The following is an 18,038-nucleotide window of genomic DNA, read 5'->3' on the forward strand; positions in this document are numbered from 1 at the left end:
TGACCCTGCAAACCTTGGCCTTGAGGCTTCAGGCGCGCCGGAACAGCCTCTTATATAGGGGCAAGTGTGGCGAAGTCACAGCGACTGTTGCGCGCGGAGGTTAACGCCCCCCTCGCCTCACCAACTCGCCGGCAGATGCTTGAGGCCGCGCAGCACGAAGGTCGGCCGCCATTCCGGGTTCTCGAGGTTGTCGATGCGCAGATCCGGCAGCCGCCGCAACAGCGTCGCGATGGCGATTTCGGCCTCAATGCGCGCCAATTGGGCCCCCAGGCAGAAATGGATGCCGCCGCCGAACGACAGCGGCTTGACGTTCGGCCGGGTGACGTCGAGCCGGTCAGAGCGATCAGGGTAGACCGCCGGATCGCGGTTGGCCGAGCCGAGCAGGCAGAGGACGGTCTCGCCCTTGGGGATGCTCTTGCCACCGAGATCCTCGATGTCCTCGAGCGCCACGCGTCCGGTCATCTGCACCGAGGAATCGTAGCGCAAAAATTCCTCGATCGCGCCCACCATCAACTCGGGCCGCGTCTTCAAGAGCGCGAGCTGATCCGGATTGCGATGCAGCGCCAACAGGCCGTTGCCGATCAGATTGACCGTGGTCTCGTGGCCGGCGCCGAACAGCAGGATGATGTTGGCGGTCAGCTCCTCATTGGTGAGCTTGTTGCCGTCTTCCTCGGCCTGCACCAGCTGGGTGATGAGATCGTCGGCTGGATTGCGGCGGCGCAATTCGAACAGCTGCTGGAAATACATCTGCGCCATCATGTTGCCGGCGTTGCCCTTGGCGATCTCCTCCGGCGAGAGCGGCACGGGGTCGAGCAGCCGCCCGCCGTCGCGTGAGCTGTTGTAGAAGACCTCGCGATGATCCTCGGGGATGCCGAGCATGTCGCAGATGACGGTGACAGGCAGGCGGAAGGCAAAATCCTCGATCAGGTCCATGTGGCCGCGGTCGATCACGGCATCGATGGTCTGATCGACGATCTCCTGGATGCGCGGCCGCATGTCCTCGACCCGGCGCGCGGTGAAGGCTTTTACGACGAGGCCGCGCAGGCGGGTGTGGTCCGGCGGATCGGACTGCAACATCCAGTGGCTCATGCTGCGGAACACCGGCTCGTCCATGATGGCAGGGCTATAGCGGCGCTTGGAGCGCTCGACAAAATCCTTGCCGAAGCGCCTGTCGCGCAGCACGAGACTGACGTCGGCATGGCGGCTGGCGACGAACTGGCCGAACGGCGTCACATGGATCGGATCGATCGTGCGCAGCCGGTCATAGTGCGGATAGGGATTTCGGATGAAGTCCGGCGACAGCGGATTGAACAGCGGATCGCCGCCCGCGCCTTGCACTTGCTCGTTCATGGTGACCTCAAATCGGTTGCCGCATGACACGCATACGCCGATCGCAGCCCCACTGCCCGGCGTAACCATCCCCAAGATCGTTCGAGTCAATTATCAACTCGATACATTATTGTATCGAGTTGCATTCTGCCCTAACCTGCGCCGATGTCAAGGGTGAGAACCAGGCCGACCAGGGACGATACGCGCGACAAGCTGTTCGAGGCCGCCGCGCGCGTGTTCGAGGCGGACGGCATCGGCGGCGCCAGCATCGAGGCGATCGCGGCTGCGGCGGGGTTTACCCGCGGCGCGTTCTATTCGAACTTCAAGAGCAAGGACGAATTGATCATCGCCATGCTCGAAGACCATGTCGAGCAGTCGATCCGGCGCAACCTCGACATCCTCGCCCAGCACGACAATCTCGACGATTTCATCGCCGCGTTGAAGTCGATGGACCGCACCAGGCAGGATCCGCTCGGCCGCTCGCCCCTCCTGCACATGGAGATGATCCTCTTCGTCGCCCGCGCCGAGAAGCGCCGCCCGGAGCTTGCAAAACGCCTGCGTGCGCGGCGCAAGCTGGTCGCCGACATCGTCGAGGCCACGCTGAAGAGCAACGGCAAGAACGACACCCTGAACCCGCCATGGATGGCCTCCGTCGTGCTGGCGCTGGAAGACGGCTTTCGCCTGCACCGCCTGATCGATCCGGAGACGACGCCGGCGGACAGTTTTTTGCGCGCGATCACGGATTTGAGACGCAGGACGGGACTGGCGTCCGAGTGACGGCTTAAGCAGGCAGCTCCGGCATTCGCCTTTCGACCCAATTGCGACAGTAGCTCGTATGGGCATCCCCGGTGATCTGTTGTACAAGATCGCGTCTAGGTTGGATCGCAGGCATGATGCAAGAGCGGCCAGACCGGATCGAGCGCAGGTTGTCGGCGATATTGGTCGCCGATGTGGCTGGCTATTCGCGGCTCATGCACCAAGACGAAGAGGCCACGCATGCCAAACTGACCGCTCTCCTGCTGGAGGCTGTCCACCCCGCGATTGCCGAACACGGCGGTCGCATCGTAAAGAATACCGGCGACGGGTTGTTGGCAGAGTTTCCAAGCGCAGTCGAAGCGGTTCGAGCTGCCATACGGTTCCAGACCCGCGTTGATGGACTGACAATCGGAGATGCTGAAGATAGGCGCATTGCTTTCCGTGTGGGTATCAATATTGGCGACGTCATCGTCGAGCCGCACGACATCTTCGGCGACGGCGTTAACATTGCGGCGCGGCTGGAAGGTATCGCAGAACCGGGCGGCATCTGCATCTCGGCTTCCGCCTACGATCAAGTCCAGGGCAAAGTCGGCGTTGAGTTCGCCAATCTGGGCGAGCAGAACCTCAAGAATATCGACAGCTCAGTGCGGGTCTATACCGTGGTCAGGGATGGACCTGGCCCGGCCACCCAGACTGAACGCGCAAGCCAAGGCGCGCATTCAACGCCTCGTCATTTCAAGGGTCGTATCCGGGCGCGATTGACGCCTGTCGGCAGCGCGCTTGCCTCAATTGCAGTCGTCGGTGCGGTGGCCGGCGGCCTCGTCGTCTTGAAGACGGTCCGGACTGACGTTTTGCGGGAAGGGCAAGAGACGCAAAAAGAAGCAGCGGTTCGGCCCGATATCGCTCCCCGCCTGTCTCTTGTCGTCCTGCCGTTCGCGAACCTCAACAACGATCCCGAGCAGGACTATTTCGCTGACGGTGTTACAACTGACCTGACGACCGACATTGCGCAAATTCCCGATGCATTTGTGATCGGGCGCGGAACGGCCTTTACCTACAAGAACAAGCAGGTCGATCTTAAGACGCTCGGCAAGGAGCTTGGCATTCGCTGGGCCGTACAGGGCGCGGTGCAGCGGGCCGGAGCTCAGGTCCGTATGAATGTGTCACTTTCCGATCTGTCGACTGGCCGCGATGTCTGGTCGGACCGTTTTGACGGTGATCGGACGAATCTTGCGGCCTTGCAGGAGCAGGTCACGGCGCGGCTCGCCCGTTCTCTCAACGTCCAACTCATAGAGGCCGAAAGCCGGCGCAGCCAAATGGACCGGTCAACGAATCCAGATGCCGTGGATTTCAGCATGCGCGGCCGGGCGAAGGTCTACGGGCCCCAGACCAAGGCAACGAACGCGCAGGCAAGGGACTTGTTTGACAGAGCACTGCATCTCGATCCGGACAACATCGACGCAATGCTCGGGAAAGCATGGTGCATAGCCAGCAGCGCGCAGAACGGATGGTCAACATCCGTGATGGAAGATAAAAAGATCGCCACCAACCTGGTTGATCAGGTTCTTGCAAAACGTCCGGCGAGTGCAGACGCGCACATAATCAAGGGAACCATTTTGCAATACGGAAATCCCGAGCGGGCGTTGCCTGAATTCGACGCCGCTCTGGACATCGACCCTAATTCACCGGTCGCGTACGCAACAAAGGGAATAACACTTGTCACTGCGGGACGCGCGCGCGAAGCGTTCTCCCCAGTTCAGATCGCTTTGCGTCTAAGCCCGAAAGATCCGGCGGCTAGCACTTGGCACTTCTTCCTCTGTCATGCTCACGTGCATGTGCACCAATATAACGAAGGCGTTGAGGAATGCAGGCGCTCGATCAATCTGAACAAATTAAACTGGTTGCCGTATGCGGATCTGGTTTCAGTTTATGGAGCCACTGGCCAATTGGAAATGGCCCACCAAACGTTAGCCGAATTGAATGCAATACAGCCGGACTTCACCGTCCAGTGGTTCCAGCAAATAGGCTACGCACGTTCGAGCAATCCGCAGTATCGTCGTGAGTTCGACGATATCGTCGAGGGACTGAGAAAAGCTGGCGTTCGCGAACAATGAGGCGACAAGTAGATAACTGAAACTTCATTGCGCGAATAAGAACCTTTGCGCCGCAACGATGCTGGCAGTGGGGAGCCTCGTGGCAGCGCGGTTGGCTGCGCAGGGGAGCCATTGGGATGACTCCTCGGCCGGTGCATGCGGAACCTATTTAGCGGTTCCAGCGTGGAGCCTGTGCAACCGGCCCGCGACCGCGCGTACCTTGCGTGGCGCAGCCTGCCAGATCGCGAACGCCGACAAGCCGCTCACGACCATGGCGATGCCGAAGGCGAGCGTATAGTCGCCGGCGCGATCATAGAGGAAGCCGGTTACCCATGGTCCGGCCGCGCCGCCCGCCAATGCCGCCAGCATGATCGTGCCAAAGATGCTGCCCTGCTGCCTGCCCTGAAAAATCTCGAACACCACCGCGCCCATAATCGAGGTGAGGCCGTAGCCGAGCGCACCTTGCGTGAACACCATCAGATAGACGAGCCAGAACGAAGGCTGATACTTCAGCGCGATCAGCGCCGCAAAGCAGATCGCAAAGCCTGCGCAGCTGATCGCCCAGACCCATTCCCGCCCGATCCGGTCGGAGACATGGCCGAGCAGGATCTGTCCGGGAATGCCGAGCAGGCTGACGATGCCGAGCGCCCATACCGCGGCGCTCGGGCTGAAGCCGATGTCGAGCAGGAATTTGGTCTGGTGCACCTGCACCGCGTACCAGATGTACAAGCCGCTGAAATATCCGAGTGCGATCCACCAGAAGCGCGCGGTCGCAACCGCTCGCCGCAAGGTCCAGTCGGTGCCGACCCAGACGGGATCGACGATGTTGGAGGCGGGCTTTGCGGCGCCCGCGGACGGCGCGGCGTCGCCATCCGGCTGAAGGCCGATGTCCTCGGGGCGCTTGCGCAGGAACAGATTGACCGGCGCCAGCACGAGCAGGACGAGCAGGCCCATCGCGGTGCAGGCGGTGCGCCAGCCGGTCTGTTCGATCATGTGCTGCACCCATGGCAGCAGCGTGACCGAGCCGATGCCGACGCCGGCGAAGGCGATGCCGATGGCGAAGCCGCGCTTGCGGATGAACCAGTTCGGCAGGAACAGCGATTGGCCGGAATAACCGAGACAGACGCTGCCGGCGCCGACCATGACGCCGATGGTCACGTAGAGATGCCAGGGCGTGCTGGTCAGCGGCGCCAGCAGCAGCCCGCCGCCCATCAGCACGACGCCGAGCTCCATCACCGCGCGCGGGCCGGCGCGGTCCATCAGGCGGCCGATCAGCGGGCTGACGATGCCCGACACGACGAAGCCGAAGGAGAACGCGCCGGCAGTGACACCGCGTTCCCAGCCGAATTCGGAGATAATGGGAGGAAAGAACAACGAAAACGCGGTGCGTGCGTTGACGCCAATGGCCATGGTCACGAAGGTCGCGGCGACCACGACCCAGCCGTAGAAGAACGGAAGCCGCATATTGTGTTTATTTCATCCCTGGACGGCCCTACCGACCATCCGGGGCCGCCCAGGTCAAGCGCTTTTCGTAACAGCCGCTTTGGGCGGCATGCTCAGGCCGCGTCGCGCTGCGAAGGCTGAACGGATGCGTCGAAAACGATCTGGTGGACCGGCTGCGGGCGTCCGAACAGATAGCCTTGCGCGAAATTGACGCCGAGTGCGGTCAGCCGCTCGAACTCCTCGCGGGTTTCGACGCCTTCGGCGGTGACCGACATGTCCAGTCCGCGCGCCAGCGTCACGATCGAGGCGATGATGGCGGAGCTGCGCGGCTGATGCGTGAGGTTGCGGATGAAGGATTTGTCGATCTTGATCTTGTCGAACGGGAACGCGGTCAGATAGCTCAGCGAGGAATAGCCGGTGCCGAAATCGTCGAGCGCAAGCTCGATGCCGACGTGCTTCAGCCGTTCCATGAAAGCGTGGTTCTCGACCCCGCGCTCCAGCAGCACGGATTCGGTGATTTCGATCTCCAGCCGCTGCGGCGGCAGGCCGGAATCCGCCAGCGCCGCGCAGATCGTCTCGAACAGATCGGCTTCCTTGAACTGGATCGGCGACAGGTTCACTGCAATCATGAGATCGCATGGCCAGGCCGCGGCGTCCGCACAGGCACGCCGCAGCACGAATTCGCCGAGCGGCACGATCAGCCCGGTCTCCTCGGCAAGCGGGATGAACTGATCCGGCGGGATCAGGCCGCGGCTCGGATGCCGCCAGCGCACCAGCGCCTCGAAGCCGCGACGGCCACCGCTGGCGACGTCCACAAAGGGCTGATAGTGCACTTCGAGCTGGCACTGTGCGATGGCATCGCGCAAATCGCCTTCCAGTGTATTGCCAGCCTCGAGCTCGGCCGACATTGCCTCGTCGTAGATGGTGAAGCAGTTGCGGCCGGCCGATTTCGAGCGGTAGAGCGCGAGATCCGCCTTCTTCAGCAACTGCTCCTGGTCGCTGCCATGGTCCGGTGCGATCGCGATGCCGATGCTGGTGCCGATCTCGACGCGATGGCCGAGCAGCAGGAACGGTTCGGCCACCAGCTTCGCGATCCGCGCGGCGAGTTCAGTCGCGAAGGCCCGCTGATCGTCGCAAGCCTCCTGAATGATGGCGAACTCGTCGCCGCCGAGCCGCGCAAGCACGTCGGTAGCCCGCAGCGCAGATCTCAGCCGCAGCGCCACCTGGCGCAGCAGCGCATCGCCCGCACCGTGGCCGAGCGAGTCGTTGACGTTCTTGAAGCGGTCGAGATCGAGCATCAGGATCGAGAACGGCAGGCCCCTCACGCTCAACTGGCTGTTCATCAGGTCGAGCCGGGTGAGGAAGAAGGCGCGGTTCGGCAGCCCGGTCAGGGTGTCGGTCTGGGCGAGCTCCAGCATCCGCCGGTTCGCCAGCGACAGCCGCCGCGAGTTGCGGCTCGCGAGCATGAGGTAGGTTGCAAGCGACAACGTCAGCAACATGCCGACAATGATGACTACGGCCGCGCGGTCGTAGGTCGTCTCCAGCGAGCCGCCGGCCGTCGGCACGGCGCGCACCTGCCAGTCGGTATCCCCGATCTTGAGGCTGCCCGACCAGTGCAGCGCCCGGGCGACGTCCCGCATCGACTGCGGCGACGTGGCGGCCGACGAATAATCCGGCAGCGTTTGTTCCAGGCTGACGATCCGCCCGGTAAAGGGCGGATAGACGTTCACACTGACCGCGCGGCTGGCTCCCGTGGTCACGCGAATGGACTGGATCAGCAGCGGCAGATCGAAGACTCCGACGACGAAGCCCGCCAGATTGCGGCGCCGGTCCGCCGCCGTGTCGCGCGAGGTCCCCTTGGCGTAGACGGGAATGGCGACGAGGACGTCCGGCAGCCGGCCGCCCTCCTTTGGCTCGTAAAGGCGGGTGCGGATGGCAGCGACGCCGTCGTTGTCGCGCGCGCGCTCGAGGACTGCGCGACGGTCCGGGACGGTCGCGTAATCCATGCCGTAGACCGACGACGTCTTCGGCTGGGTCGAGTAGAACACCGGGAAATATTCATCGCTCTGCGGCGCGACCCTGAAGCCCTCGCCCTGGAGCGACTTGATGCGATAGCCGGACACGCCGTCCGTGATCGCAGCCGCCTCGTATTCGGCGCGCTCCTTGCGGTTGACGCGCGGCAGCCAGGCGATGCGCATCATGCCGGGGTGACGCTCGAACAGCCGGGCGCTGAAAGTCTCGAACTCGCTGCGGCTGATTTCCTCCTTGGTCGATTCGAATAGCGTGCGCAGCGCGACGAGCCTGCTGATGTACTCGTTCATGCCGTTCTGCATGACCATCGCTTCGGTTTCGGCCGCGTTCTCGAACTCGATCCCGTTGACGCGGTGTTCCCATCGCGCCACAGCGGCGGCGCCCACGACCGAGAATAGAAGACCGACGCCGATTGCGACGAGCGCAGGGCGATAGAGTCCGAGCAGCGGCGCGACACGCCACCACCCGGCCACACGTTCCCGATCCTGATCGTTCTGATCGCGCCCGCCCATCTTGATCCGCAAGTCCCCTCGACGCGGCGGCCCACTTCTGGTTGAGCTACCGGAACTGCTACCGGACAAGGATGCAGTTAAGAACCGCACAATTTCGGAACCGGATCGTTTCACATTGCGCGGCTTAGTTAACGATTGACCCGCAAGCAGTCGGCCCGCGCATGATCGATGCGCCGCCGAAGGTGTTTTTGACGATCATCCAGTGGGACGGGACCTTTAAATCCGTCGAGCGGCCGTAGCGGCCGTTCGGGCTGGGCAACGGAATAAGCAAACGCAGGAGGCCGTCATGCCCGGGCTTGTCCCGGGCATCCACGTTCTTCGTCCCGCTGGGTAAGACGTGGATGGCCGGGACAAGCCCGGCCACGACGGCGTCGAAGCTTCAGCGCACAAAGCGTCCACGTCATCTGCGATAGCCTTGCCCTTTCAAGGCCGCCGCATCCAGCGGTCGGCGTTGACGGCGCCTGGCGGGATTTCGCCTTTGACGATCGCTTCGACCTGCCGCACCGTTTCCAGCGACTGGTATTCGATCGCCTGCGGCGTCAGCCCGCCGACATGAGGCGTGGCGACGACGTTGCGCAGCTTTGCCAGCTCCGGTGTCGGCATCTGGTCGGGCGCGCGGCCGACGTCCATCGCCGCGCCGGCGATGCGCTTCTCGCGCAGCGCCCGTGCCAAGGCGGCCTCGTCGACGAGATTGCCGCGCGAGAGATTGATGAAGACGGCGTCCCGCTGCATGCGCGCCAGCGCCGCCTCGCCGATCAGGTTCTCGGTCTGCTCGTTGGCAACTGCCAGGCAGACGACGTAGTCCGACGCGGCGAGGAGTTCGTCGAGCCCGACCTGCCGGATCGCGCCGTCCTCGACGGTCGCAAAGGGGTCGGCGACCAGCACCTCCATGCGCAGCGCTTTTGCGACCTCTGCGAGGTAACGCCCGATGCTGCCATAGCCGATGATGCCGATCTTGCTGCCGGCGAGCTGACGGCCCATCCGTGCCTCCGGCTTGCGGCCAGCCTGGTAATCCGCCGTCGCCCGCGACACACCGCGGGAGAGATCGACCATGAAGCCGAGCGCAAGCTCGGCCACCGCCTGCACGAAGCCCGGACCGGCGCGGGTCACGAGCACGCCGGCGTTCGAGGCTGCATCGAGGTCGATGTTGCGGATGTCGACGGCACAGCGGACGAAGGCACGCAGGCGCGGCAATTGCGCAAAGATCTCGCCGCGGCCCTCGGTCATGCGGTCGGCGACGATGATGTCGGCATCTTGCGCGGCGCGCACGAGGCCGGCTGCGTCCAGCGTATCATCGCTCTCGTGCAGGATCACCTCGGCGCTCGCGCGCAGGCCGTTCAGGCTGCGGTCGCCGTAGTAATTGCGGCGCATCTCCGGCGTGTGGGCCAGCAGGACTTTCACGGCAACACTCCCTCAATAGCCGAACGCGCGCGGCAGCGCCGTCGAGAGCCATGGCACGAACGCGATCACGAGCAGGCAGACCGTCAAAAGGCCGAGATAGCCCATGATCGGCTTCACCGTCTGTTCGATCGGCACATTGCCGATCAGGCATGCGCCGTAGAGCCCAAGCCCGAGCGGCGGCGCGAACAGGCCGATGCCCATCGCGATGACCAGCACGACGCCGAAATGCAGGGGATCGATGCCGAGCTGCACGGCGACCGGCAGCAGCAGCGGCCCGAAGATGATGAGCGCGGCGGCGCCCTCCAGCACCGAGCCCATCACGATCAGCACGGCGATTGCCAGCAGCATAAACATCCAGACGCCGCTGGTCTTGGATAGTCCCAGCATGATCTCGCCGACCGCATGCGGCACCTGCTGCAAGGTCAGCGTGAACGCGAGCGATTGCGCCGCGGCGACGATGAACAGCACGAGCCCTGCGCGCGTCGCTCCCTGCACGAAGCTGTGCGCGGCCGATTTGAAGCTGAGTTCGCGGAACACGAGACTGCCGACGACGAGCGCATAGGCCACGGCGAAGGCGGAGATCTCGGTGGCCGTGGCAAAGCCGCTTTTGAAGCCGAAGAAGATCATGAAGATCAGGCCGAACGAGGCGATTGCGCCGCTCCACAAGCCCGACACCGGGACCTGCGGCTCGACGTCCTCGGCCTCGGCCGGGCGCTTGCCGAAGATGATGGAGACGGCGATCAGGACCAGCGCCATCAGCGCCGCGGGCAACAGGCCCGCGACGAAGAGACCACCGATCGACAGGTTCGCCACGAACCCCAAGATGATCAAATTGATGCAGGGCGGAATGGTTTCCGCCATCACCGCGGACGCGGCAAGCAGCGCCACCGCGCCGCCCGGGTTCTGCTTCGAGCGTCGCGCCGCCGGGATCAGCACGGAGCCGACCGCGGCAACATCGGCCATCTTCGAACCCGAGATGCCCGAGAACAGCACCATCGAAGCCACCATCACGACGTTCAGGCCGCCGCGCATGCGCCCCACCCCGCGCTGCAACAGCTCGATCAGCCGCACCGACATGCCGTTGGCTTCCATGAGGTAGCCGACGAGGATGAAGAAGGGAATCGCGAGCAGCACGAAATTGTCGATGCCGCGCGCCATCTGCTGGGCGAAGATCACGCCAGGCAGCGCGCCCTCGACCCAGATGAAGACCAGGGCGGCCAGCGCCAGCGCAAAGCCGATCGGCAATCCGCCGAACAGGGTTGCGAAGAAGCCGATCAGCATCAGCGTGCCCGCCGACGGCACGGTGGACGGCGACAGATAATCCCAGGCGAGATAGAGGCCGGTCACGATGGCAATCGCGACGAGGCCCCTGACGATGTCGGGGAGCGGCCTTGCGCAGAGATGGTCGATCGCGAACACCGTCATGAACAGCGCGCCGATGCCCATCGGGTAAAAGGTGAGTTCCAGCGGCAGGCCGGATCCGGTGGTCTGGCCGGCCGTCAATGAACCCAGCTTGATCGCATTGTAGGCGACATAGCCGGAGATCAGCACGATCAGAAGCGCGCTCGCGGCATCGACCAGCGTGCGCAACCGCAGCGGCAGCAGATCGCGGAAGAAGGACACGCCGACATTCTCGCCGCGCGCGAGCGCGCTCGCGGCGCCGAAGAAGGCCGAGCCGACCATCAGGCCGCGCGCGACGTCGTCGGACCATTCGACCGGCGCATTGAAGCAGAAACGCAGCAGCACGGAAGCGCACACCACCACGAGATCGGCGGCCAGGAGGATGGCCGCGGTCGCGTCGCTCAAGCGAAGCAGTAGCGCGATGCTCCCGTGGCGGCCGCCCGAGACAGACACGGCGCCCGTCCACATCTCAGACTTGGCCATCTCAGACTTGGCCATCTCAAGCTTGCGTCGCGCGGATGATGTCGATCACGGCCTTGGACTCCGGCCGCGCCTTGATGAAGTTGTCGGTCTGCGGCGCCACGCGCTTCCTGAACGCCTCGCGGTCGCATTCGGCGACCGTCACGCCCTTCTCGGTCAAAGCCGACAGCGCTTCCTTCTCGACCGCAAGCCCATGGGCACGCGTGTCGGCTGCGGCCTTCTTCGCAGCATCGAGAAAGCCGTCGCGCAGCTTCGGATCCATGCGGTTGTAGGTCATGTCGCTGAAGTAGATCGCGAGCGGCGAGAAATTGTGCTGCGTCAGCGCATAGAATTTTGCAGTTTCGAAGAACTTGCTGGCCAGGATCGTCGGCGGATCGTGCTCCAGCCCATCCAACACGCCGGCCTGCAAGGCGGTGTAGATTTCGCCGAATGCCAGCGGCGTCGCGGCTGCGCCCATCAGACGCAGGCATTCCGTGATCACCGGATTTGGCAGCGTCCGGATCTTGAGGCCGGCAAGATCCTCCGGCGTCTTCACCGGCTTCCTCGCCAGCACACTGCGTGAGCCGAAATTATAGGCCCAGGCGATGATGCGAATGTTGCCGCCCTTGAGCAGCGCGTCCTCGATCGGCCTGGCGGCGCCGGCGTCGAACGCCTTGGTCTGCTGGGGGAAACTCGAGAACAGAAACCCGAGGTCGAAGGTACCGACCAACGGCACCAGGTTGGCCGAGATCGACGAGCCCGACACCATGAGGTCGATGACGCCGAGCTTCACCGAGTTGATGACGTCGATCTCCTGCCCGAGCTGATTGTCGGGAAAGAAGGCGACCTCGATCTGCTCACCGAGCCCGTTCGACTTCAGGTTCTTGACGAGATTGTCGTAGTAGACGCGGCCGTTGGCGTATTTGGGATCGTTCGGCAGCGAGGAGGAGCATTTCAGCTTCAACGTCGCGGCTTCAGCGCGGCCGATGATGGCGGGAGAGAGCACGAGGCCGGCGGTCACCGCCGTCGACGACTTGATGAACGTGCGACGGCTCACGGGCACGATGGTCATGGTGCGGTCTCTCCCCAATGTTTTTGTCTACGGCCGCGATCTTTGCCGCGGCCTGTTGCGCGGACTGTATGGCCAAAGCGACGAGGCAGGCAAGGGTTGCGGCCGGCCGTCGCAAAGCGGCGTGCTGCGAATATCGACCGCATCGGCGCGCGGCGAAACGACCACGTTTTTCCGGTATTCTCGATGAGAACGGCCCGGCGCCCGATGCGCGAGAGGATGCTTTCGCGCAGCACCGGGGATCAATCCAATTGGCGCATGGATCAATGCGCGATTCACATGGATGCCGCCAGAACCATGCTCCACCAGCTCTGGCGGACACCCTGCCCCAGCTTGCGTGATCCAGCGCACAGACGGCGTCATGGCGGCGACCTAGAAAAGGTGGCATCATCGTGCGCATTGCCGATGGAGGTGACACCGTGCGCCGTCCAGTCCTTCGTCATTTGTTTCTTGCATCCGGCCTTGTCGCGCTCACGCAATTGATGACGCCAACGGACGCCGCCGCCGAGGCGCGGCTCGCGCTGGTGATCGGTCAATCGGCCTATCGCACGGTACCGGAGCTGCCCAACGCCGCCAACGACGCCAGGGGCATGACGGAGCTGCTCGGCAATGCCGGCTTCACCGTCACCACGGCGGCCAACCTGGCGCAAAACGAGATGCGCGCTGCGATCTCGGATTTCGCCGGCAAGGTCAGCGCCAGCGGCGCCGACACCGTCGCACTGGTGTTCTATGCCGGCCACGGCCTCCAGATCGACGGCGAGAACTATCTGGTGCCGGTCGATCTCGATCCCAAGCGCGAGGCCGACATTCCGCTCCAGGGTGTGCGGCTGAACGACCTGCTCAACACGCTCGGCGTGCTGCCGACACGGGCGCGCATCTTCATGTTAGATGCCTGCCGCAACAATCCGTTTCCGGCGCTCAGCGGCGCCGGCCACGGGCTTGCGATCGTCGACACCAAGGCCGGCGCGCCCGGCTCCTTCATCTCCTATTCCACCTCGCCAGGCTCCGAAGCCGAAGACGGCTCCGGCGCCGACAGCCCCTACACCACCGCGGCGCTGACTGTCGCCAAGCAGCCCAATTTGCCGATCGAGGAAGTCTTCAAGCGCATCCGCATCGCCGTCGCGCAGTCCACCGACGGACGTCAGATCCCTTGGGAAAGCTCGTCGCTGACGACCGACTTCAAGTTCTTCGGCGAGAGCCGCGGTCAGCAACCGTCCCTTCCGGGCGCAGGCTCGATGGCGCTCGCCAGCGGCACGCGCAGCGTCGCGGACTGGCGCAAGGACTTGCAGGGCAAGGATGCCAAGGTCGCCTATGAGCTCGTAATCACTGAGGACACCGTCGAGGCGTATCAGGCCTATGTCGAACTGTACGCGCAGGCCTCGTTCACGCCGCGCCTGCGCACGATCCTGGAGCGCCGGCGCCAGATGCTGGCCTGGGAGCGCGCCACCGCGATCAACACCCGCGCCTCGTTCGAGGCTTATCTGGCGAACTGGGACAACAGCGATCTCGCGGCCACCGCGCGCAGGCTGCTGCTGCGCGTGCAGAACCGCAGCTACGTCGTGCCCGCCACGGTGGCGGCTGTCCCTGCTCCGATCGCCGTCGCGCTGGCCCCGACCTGCCCGTGCTCGGCGCCGTCAACCCCAGCGACGCCGATCAATCCGACGGTTGCGCCTGTTATCAAGAGGCGCGTCGACGACACGCCGCCCAAGCGCAAGGTTGTCGATACGCCGCCCAGGCGCCGGCCGCCGCCTGACGAAGTGGTCTACGAGCGCGCGCCGCCTCCCGGCCCGCCGCCCGGCGCCGTGATGCAAGGCATTGGTGTTGGTGTTGGCATTGGCTTGGGCATGGGAGGCAGTCGCGGCGGCGATTATCACAACGACCGCGGTCGGTACTGAGACGACCTCCCGCAATGACGACGGAGAGGCCGCAGAGAACCAACAGTCACCCGGACATTTCTGTTGATGGCCGCGGCGTTGCGCAGTCTGCCGCCTCCCGATCCGGAAATGCTGTAGTCTGATCGCCAACCGCCAGCCTTTCCGGGGACTCCAGCACGATGCCGAACGACGCTCACGCCGAGCAAGCATGGCCGCTATTCCGGTCGCTCGGATTCTATTCCCTGCCCGGCGATCTCATCGCGGGGCTGACGTTGGCGGCGATTGCGATACCCGAACAGATGGCCACCGCGCGGCTCGGCGGATTTGCGCCGCAGATCGGCTTCTTCGCCTTCATGGCGGGCCCGTTCGGCTTTGCGCTGCTCGGCGGCAATCGCTTCCTGTCCTGCGGCGCCGATTCCACGATCACGCCGATCTTCGCCGGCGGCCTTGCTGCGCTCGCCGCCGCCGGTTCGCCCGACTATCGGGGGCTTGCGATCGCGTTGGCGCTGATGGTCGGCGCGATGATGCTGGCCGGCGGCGCCTTTCGCCTCGGCGGCATCGCGAACCTCTTGTCGGTGCCCGTCATGGTCGGCTTTCTTGCCGGCATCTCCGTCCACATCGTCGTGTCGCAATTGCCGGGCGTGCTCGGCGTCGAAGCACCGGGCGGGCCGACGCTCGACCGCATCTGCGTGCTCGCAAGCGAACTCGGACGCACCAATCCCTTCACGCTGTGTATCGGCCTCGGTGTCCTGGCCGTGGTCTTCATCTCCGAGAAGATCAGCGCCAAGATTCCGGGCGCGCTGATCGGGCTCGTCGCCGCGACGTTGGCCGTGATCGGGCTCGGACTCGAGAGCAGGGGCGTCAGTGTTGTCGGTACCGTGCCGGGCACGCTGCCGCGGCCGACCTTCCCCGAGCTTGCGCCGGAGCAGTGGGTGCGCCTCGTCCCGCTCGCCTTCGTGATCACGGTCGTCGTGATGGTGCAAACCGCCGCGACGACGCGGTCGTTCCCGTCCGATCCCGACAAGCCGGCCGACGTCGACCGCGATTTCCTCGGTGCGGGCGCGGGCAGCGTCCTGGCCGGCCTGTTTGGCGCGTTTCCTGTCAATGCCAGCCCGCCGCGGACCGGGATCGTCGCCGAGACCGGCGGACAATCGCAGCTCGCAGGCCTTGCCGCTGCGGCACTCGTGCTCGCGCTGCTCGCGTTCGGCACCGGATTGTTGCAACACGTTCCCGACGCCGCGCTCGGCGGCATCCTGCTGTTCGTGGCGCTGCGCATCATCCGTGTGAAGCAGATCGTCACGATCTATCAGCAGTCCTTCGGCGAATTCCTGCTGATCGTCGCCACCGCCGCGCTGATCATCGTGCTGCCGATCCAGCAGGGCGCGTTCCTCGGCATCGTGCTGTCGCTGCTGCACGGCATCTGGAGCACCACGCGCGCCAAGCTGGTCGAGTTCGAGCGCGTGCCGGGCACCACGATCTGGTGGCCGGCACATCCGCACATCACCGGCGAGCGCATCGCCGGCGTCGCCGTGATCGGGCTCCAGGCGCCGCTGTCGTTCCTCAACGCGCCGGGTTTTCGCAGCGACGTCACCAAGGTGCTGAGCACGTCGGCGCCGCAATTGCTGGTGCTGGAGGCGAGCGGCATGATCGAGATCGACTTCACCGCCGCGCAGATCCTGCTCGACGTGTTCAAGGCGTGCAACGAACAGGGTGTCACGGTCGCGCTGGCGCGGCTGGAGTCGGTGCGAGCGCAGGACGCGTTCGAGCGGTTCAAGCTGTTCGATGCCCTGCCTCGGGAGCACGTCTTTTACAGCGTGGACGAGGCCGTGCGCACGCTGGCCAGATAGCAGCTTACTGCGACAGCGCGGGATAATCTCGCTGTACCGTTTCGCGGATCCAGCCGGCGTGGATTGCGCGAAACAGGATCTGGGCGGTCTTGAGATCATTCGCCTTCATGCAGAGATCGACGATGCGACGGACTGCATCGTCGCGCATCAGTCCGTCTGATATCTTCATCGCGACTTCCATCGCCACCTTTGCCGCGCGTTCGTAGCGCTCGCTGTCGCGTTTGTTGTTGCAACCGGCCCCCGCCGCGCTTGCGACTGCAGCCTCACAAATCGCGCGGATGCGCTCGGCGGCTTCGATGTCGCCGAGCGGCCACTGGATCGGCTCATCCCAAATGTGCCGCGGCTCTCGCCTTGCGAACCACTTCATCGCCCTGCCACCCGTGGTCTTCCCCTGCAACTTCCAGCTTCAGCGACGCCCAGCATATTGAACCTGGTCGAGGTGGGCGAGGCGGTTTTTCCGCCACAGCGGTGGATCGCGACGCGTTCAGGACGTGCGGCGCGGCCCGATCGCCTCGAACTGCGCCTTCTGCTCGTCATTCAACGTGGCGTAGAAATCCTCGAGCGCGGCGCGGACCGACTTGATCCCGTCCAGCATCACGTCGAGCCGCTTGCGGATCGCGGCCATGCGCGCCGGCGGCGTCATCACGTCGCTGGGCTGGCACGCCGCCTTGAGCGATGCGCTGGCCCTGGCGCTGCTGTCCTGGAGCACTTGCAGCGCGGCGCGCTGGGTGTCGTCGGGATGAAGCCTGTCCTCGATCTCGGCGCCGGGCCAATCGAGCGCGGCGGGCGCGCTGCAGTTCTGCACCTGCGATCCACTGGCATTGTTCGACGCCGTCGCACGACGCTGATCCGTGGACAACGCATTGAAGCGGGCCTTCTGTTCGTCCGTAAGCGAACCGTAAAATCTGTCGAGTGCGGGCTGAACGAGATCGACAGCCTTCTCCATCGCCTCGATGCGCTGCTGCATCGCCGCCAGACGACCGGGCGCCGTCGCCGCGACCTGCGCCGGGCAGGATGCGCGGATCAGCTCCGCCGCCTGGATCGAGGCATTGCCGAGTTCGTCGAGGCTTCCGCCTTGCGCATCCGTCGGCTGCACCGCAGCTGCGATCTGGTCGATCGGCAAACCGACGATTTCGCGGCGATCGCTGCCGCAGAGCTGATCGAGCGGAGCGCCTCGCGCGCGCCGTCGTCCTTGTGGACGTTGCGGCAGATAGGCCGAGAGGCCGTCATAGCCATAGGGACCGAAGATGCCGGCATAGATGTCCGGATAGCCGTAGCCCCAGAAGCCGAGGCCGTCGCCCCAGACTGTGTAATCGTAGAGATCGTTATAGGCGAACGGCCAGAACAGCGGCCCGACCCAGCCGTAGCCGCCCCCCGCATGCTGCCACCAACCGCGGCTTGCGCCATGCCAGCCGGCAAGCGCGACCGCAGCTGCGATCTGGGCCCGCGCCGCCGGATTGCTGATCAGCCGGCCGTTGCGGAATGCACCGGCGTTGACGTTCAGCGCATTGCGGAAGCTTCCGGGACGGACGGCCGCATTCCGGATCTGACCGAAATTCGGGCCGCCCCGTCGGGCGCCGGTCGCAAACCGCATCCCCCGATGATGTCCGCCGCCGTGCGCGTGCCCGAAGCCGCGACCGCCAAAATGGCCACCGCCGTGATGACCACCGCCGTGCCCGCCGCCATGCCCGCCACCATGCCCACCGCCGTGGCCGCCCTTCCCCAGAGCCGTGCCTGCCAGCAGGCAGGCCAGCGCCATCACGGCAATTCCAAGGATCGGTCGCAACATCGCATCCTCCCGCAGAGCCGCGCCATTGAGGCAT

At 64.7% G+C, this 18,038-nt stretch carries 13 protein-coding genes; 4 read left to right on the forward strand and 9 right to left on the reverse strand.

What is annotated here, in order from left to right; all coding sequences use genetic code 11:
• Nucleotides 1–117 precede the first annotated feature (117 nt).
• Nucleotides 118–1,350 carry a cytochrome P450 gene (locus IVA80_RS11590; protein WP_247429370.1) on the reverse strand — a complete coding sequence of 411 codons (1,233 nt, stop codon included), beginning with the start codon at nucleotides 1,348–1,350 and terminating at the stop codon, nucleotides 118–120.
• 144 nt (nucleotides 1,351–1,494) lie between these two features.
• Between IVA80_RS11590 and IVA80_RS11595 the strand changes: the two genes are divergently transcribed.
• On the forward strand, nucleotides 1,495–2,106 hold the full coding sequence (locus IVA80_RS11595; RefSeq protein ID WP_247429373.1) for a TetR/AcrR family transcriptional regulator: 612 nt from the start codon (nucleotides 1,495–1,497) through the stop codon (nucleotides 2,104–2,106).
• 113 nt (nucleotides 2,107–2,219) lie between these two features.
• Entirely contained in the window at nucleotides 2,220–4,199 is a 1,980-nt protein-coding gene (locus IVA80_RS11600; protein ID WP_247429375.1) for an adenylate/guanylate cyclase domain-containing protein, read from the forward strand.
• Nucleotides 4,200–4,343: 144 nt separating this feature from the next.
• Here IVA80_RS11600 and IVA80_RS11605 read toward each other — a convergent pair whose 3' ends face one another.
• The 6 genes from IVA80_RS11605 to IVA80_RS11630 form a co-directional block, all read right to left on the reverse strand.
• A complete protein-coding gene (locus IVA80_RS11605; RefSeq protein ID WP_247429377.1) occupies nucleotides 4,344–5,642 on the reverse strand; it encodes an MFS transporter in 1,299 nt (432 codons plus the stop codon).
• 92 nt (nucleotides 5,643–5,734) lie between these two features.
• Nucleotides 5,735–8,164, reverse strand: coding sequence for an EAL domain-containing protein (locus IVA80_RS11610; RefSeq protein ID WP_247429489.1), 2,430 nt, complete (start codon nucleotides 8,162–8,164; stop codon nucleotides 5,735–5,737).
• A 124-nt stretch (nucleotides 8,165–8,288) separates the two neighbouring features.
• The gene (locus IVA80_RS11615) at nucleotides 8,289–8,528 is read right to left on the reverse strand and encodes a hypothetical protein (protein WP_247429379.1); all 240 of its coding nucleotides are present in this window, start codon (nucleotides 8,526–8,528) and stop codon (nucleotides 8,289–8,291) included.
• Nucleotides 8,529–8,587: 59 nt separating this feature from the next.
• On the reverse strand, nucleotides 8,588–9,565 hold the full coding sequence (locus IVA80_RS11620; RefSeq protein ID WP_247429381.1) for an NAD(P)-dependent oxidoreductase: 978 nt from the start codon (nucleotides 9,563–9,565) through the stop codon (nucleotides 8,588–8,590).
• Nucleotides 9,566–9,577: 12 nt separating this feature from the next.
• Complete coding sequence (locus IVA80_RS11625) at nucleotides 9,578–11,464, reverse strand: TRAP transporter large permease subunit (protein WP_247429383.1); 1,887 nt, start codon at nucleotides 11,462–11,464, stop codon at nucleotides 9,578–9,580.
• A gap of 1 nt (nucleotide 11,465) precedes the next feature.
• Nucleotides 11,466–12,497, reverse strand: a complete 1,032-nt coding sequence (locus tag IVA80_RS11630; protein ID WP_247429385.1) for a TRAP transporter substrate-binding protein — start codon at nucleotides 12,495–12,497, stop codon at nucleotides 11,466–11,468.
• Between the two features lie 416 nt (nucleotides 12,498–12,913).
• On the opposite strand from IVA80_RS11630, the gene IVA80_RS11635 reads away from it, so the two are divergent.
• Both IVA80_RS11635 and IVA80_RS11640 read left to right on the forward strand, forming a co-directional pair.
• A complete protein-coding gene (locus IVA80_RS11635) occupies nucleotides 12,914–14,389 on the forward strand; it encodes a caspase family protein (RefSeq protein WP_247429387.1) in 1,476 nt (491 codons plus the stop codon).
• Nucleotides 14,390–14,547: 158 nt separating this feature from the next.
• Entirely contained in the window at nucleotides 14,548–16,215 is a 1,668-nt protein-coding gene (locus IVA80_RS11640) for a SulP family inorganic anion transporter (RefSeq protein ID WP_247429389.1), read from the forward strand.
• A 4-nt stretch (nucleotides 16,216–16,219) separates the two neighbouring features.
• Here IVA80_RS11640 and IVA80_RS11645 read toward each other — a convergent pair whose 3' ends face one another.
• Entirely contained in the window at nucleotides 16,220–16,582 is a 363-nt protein-coding gene (locus IVA80_RS11645) for a hypothetical protein (protein WP_247429391.1), read from the reverse strand.
• Between the two features lie 117 nt (nucleotides 16,583–16,699).
• Nucleotides 16,700–18,004, reverse strand: coding sequence for a Spy/CpxP family protein refolding chaperone (locus tag IVA80_RS11650; RefSeq protein WP_247429397.1), 1,305 nt, complete (start codon nucleotides 18,002–18,004; stop codon nucleotides 16,700–16,702).
• Nucleotides 18,005–18,038: the final 34 nt, after the last annotated feature.

Source organism: Bradyrhizobium sp. 139, from assembly GCF_023074175.1.
In the GTDB taxonomy this organism is placed as follows: domain Bacteria; phylum Pseudomonadota; class Alphaproteobacteria; order Rhizobiales; family Xanthobacteraceae; genus Bradyrhizobium.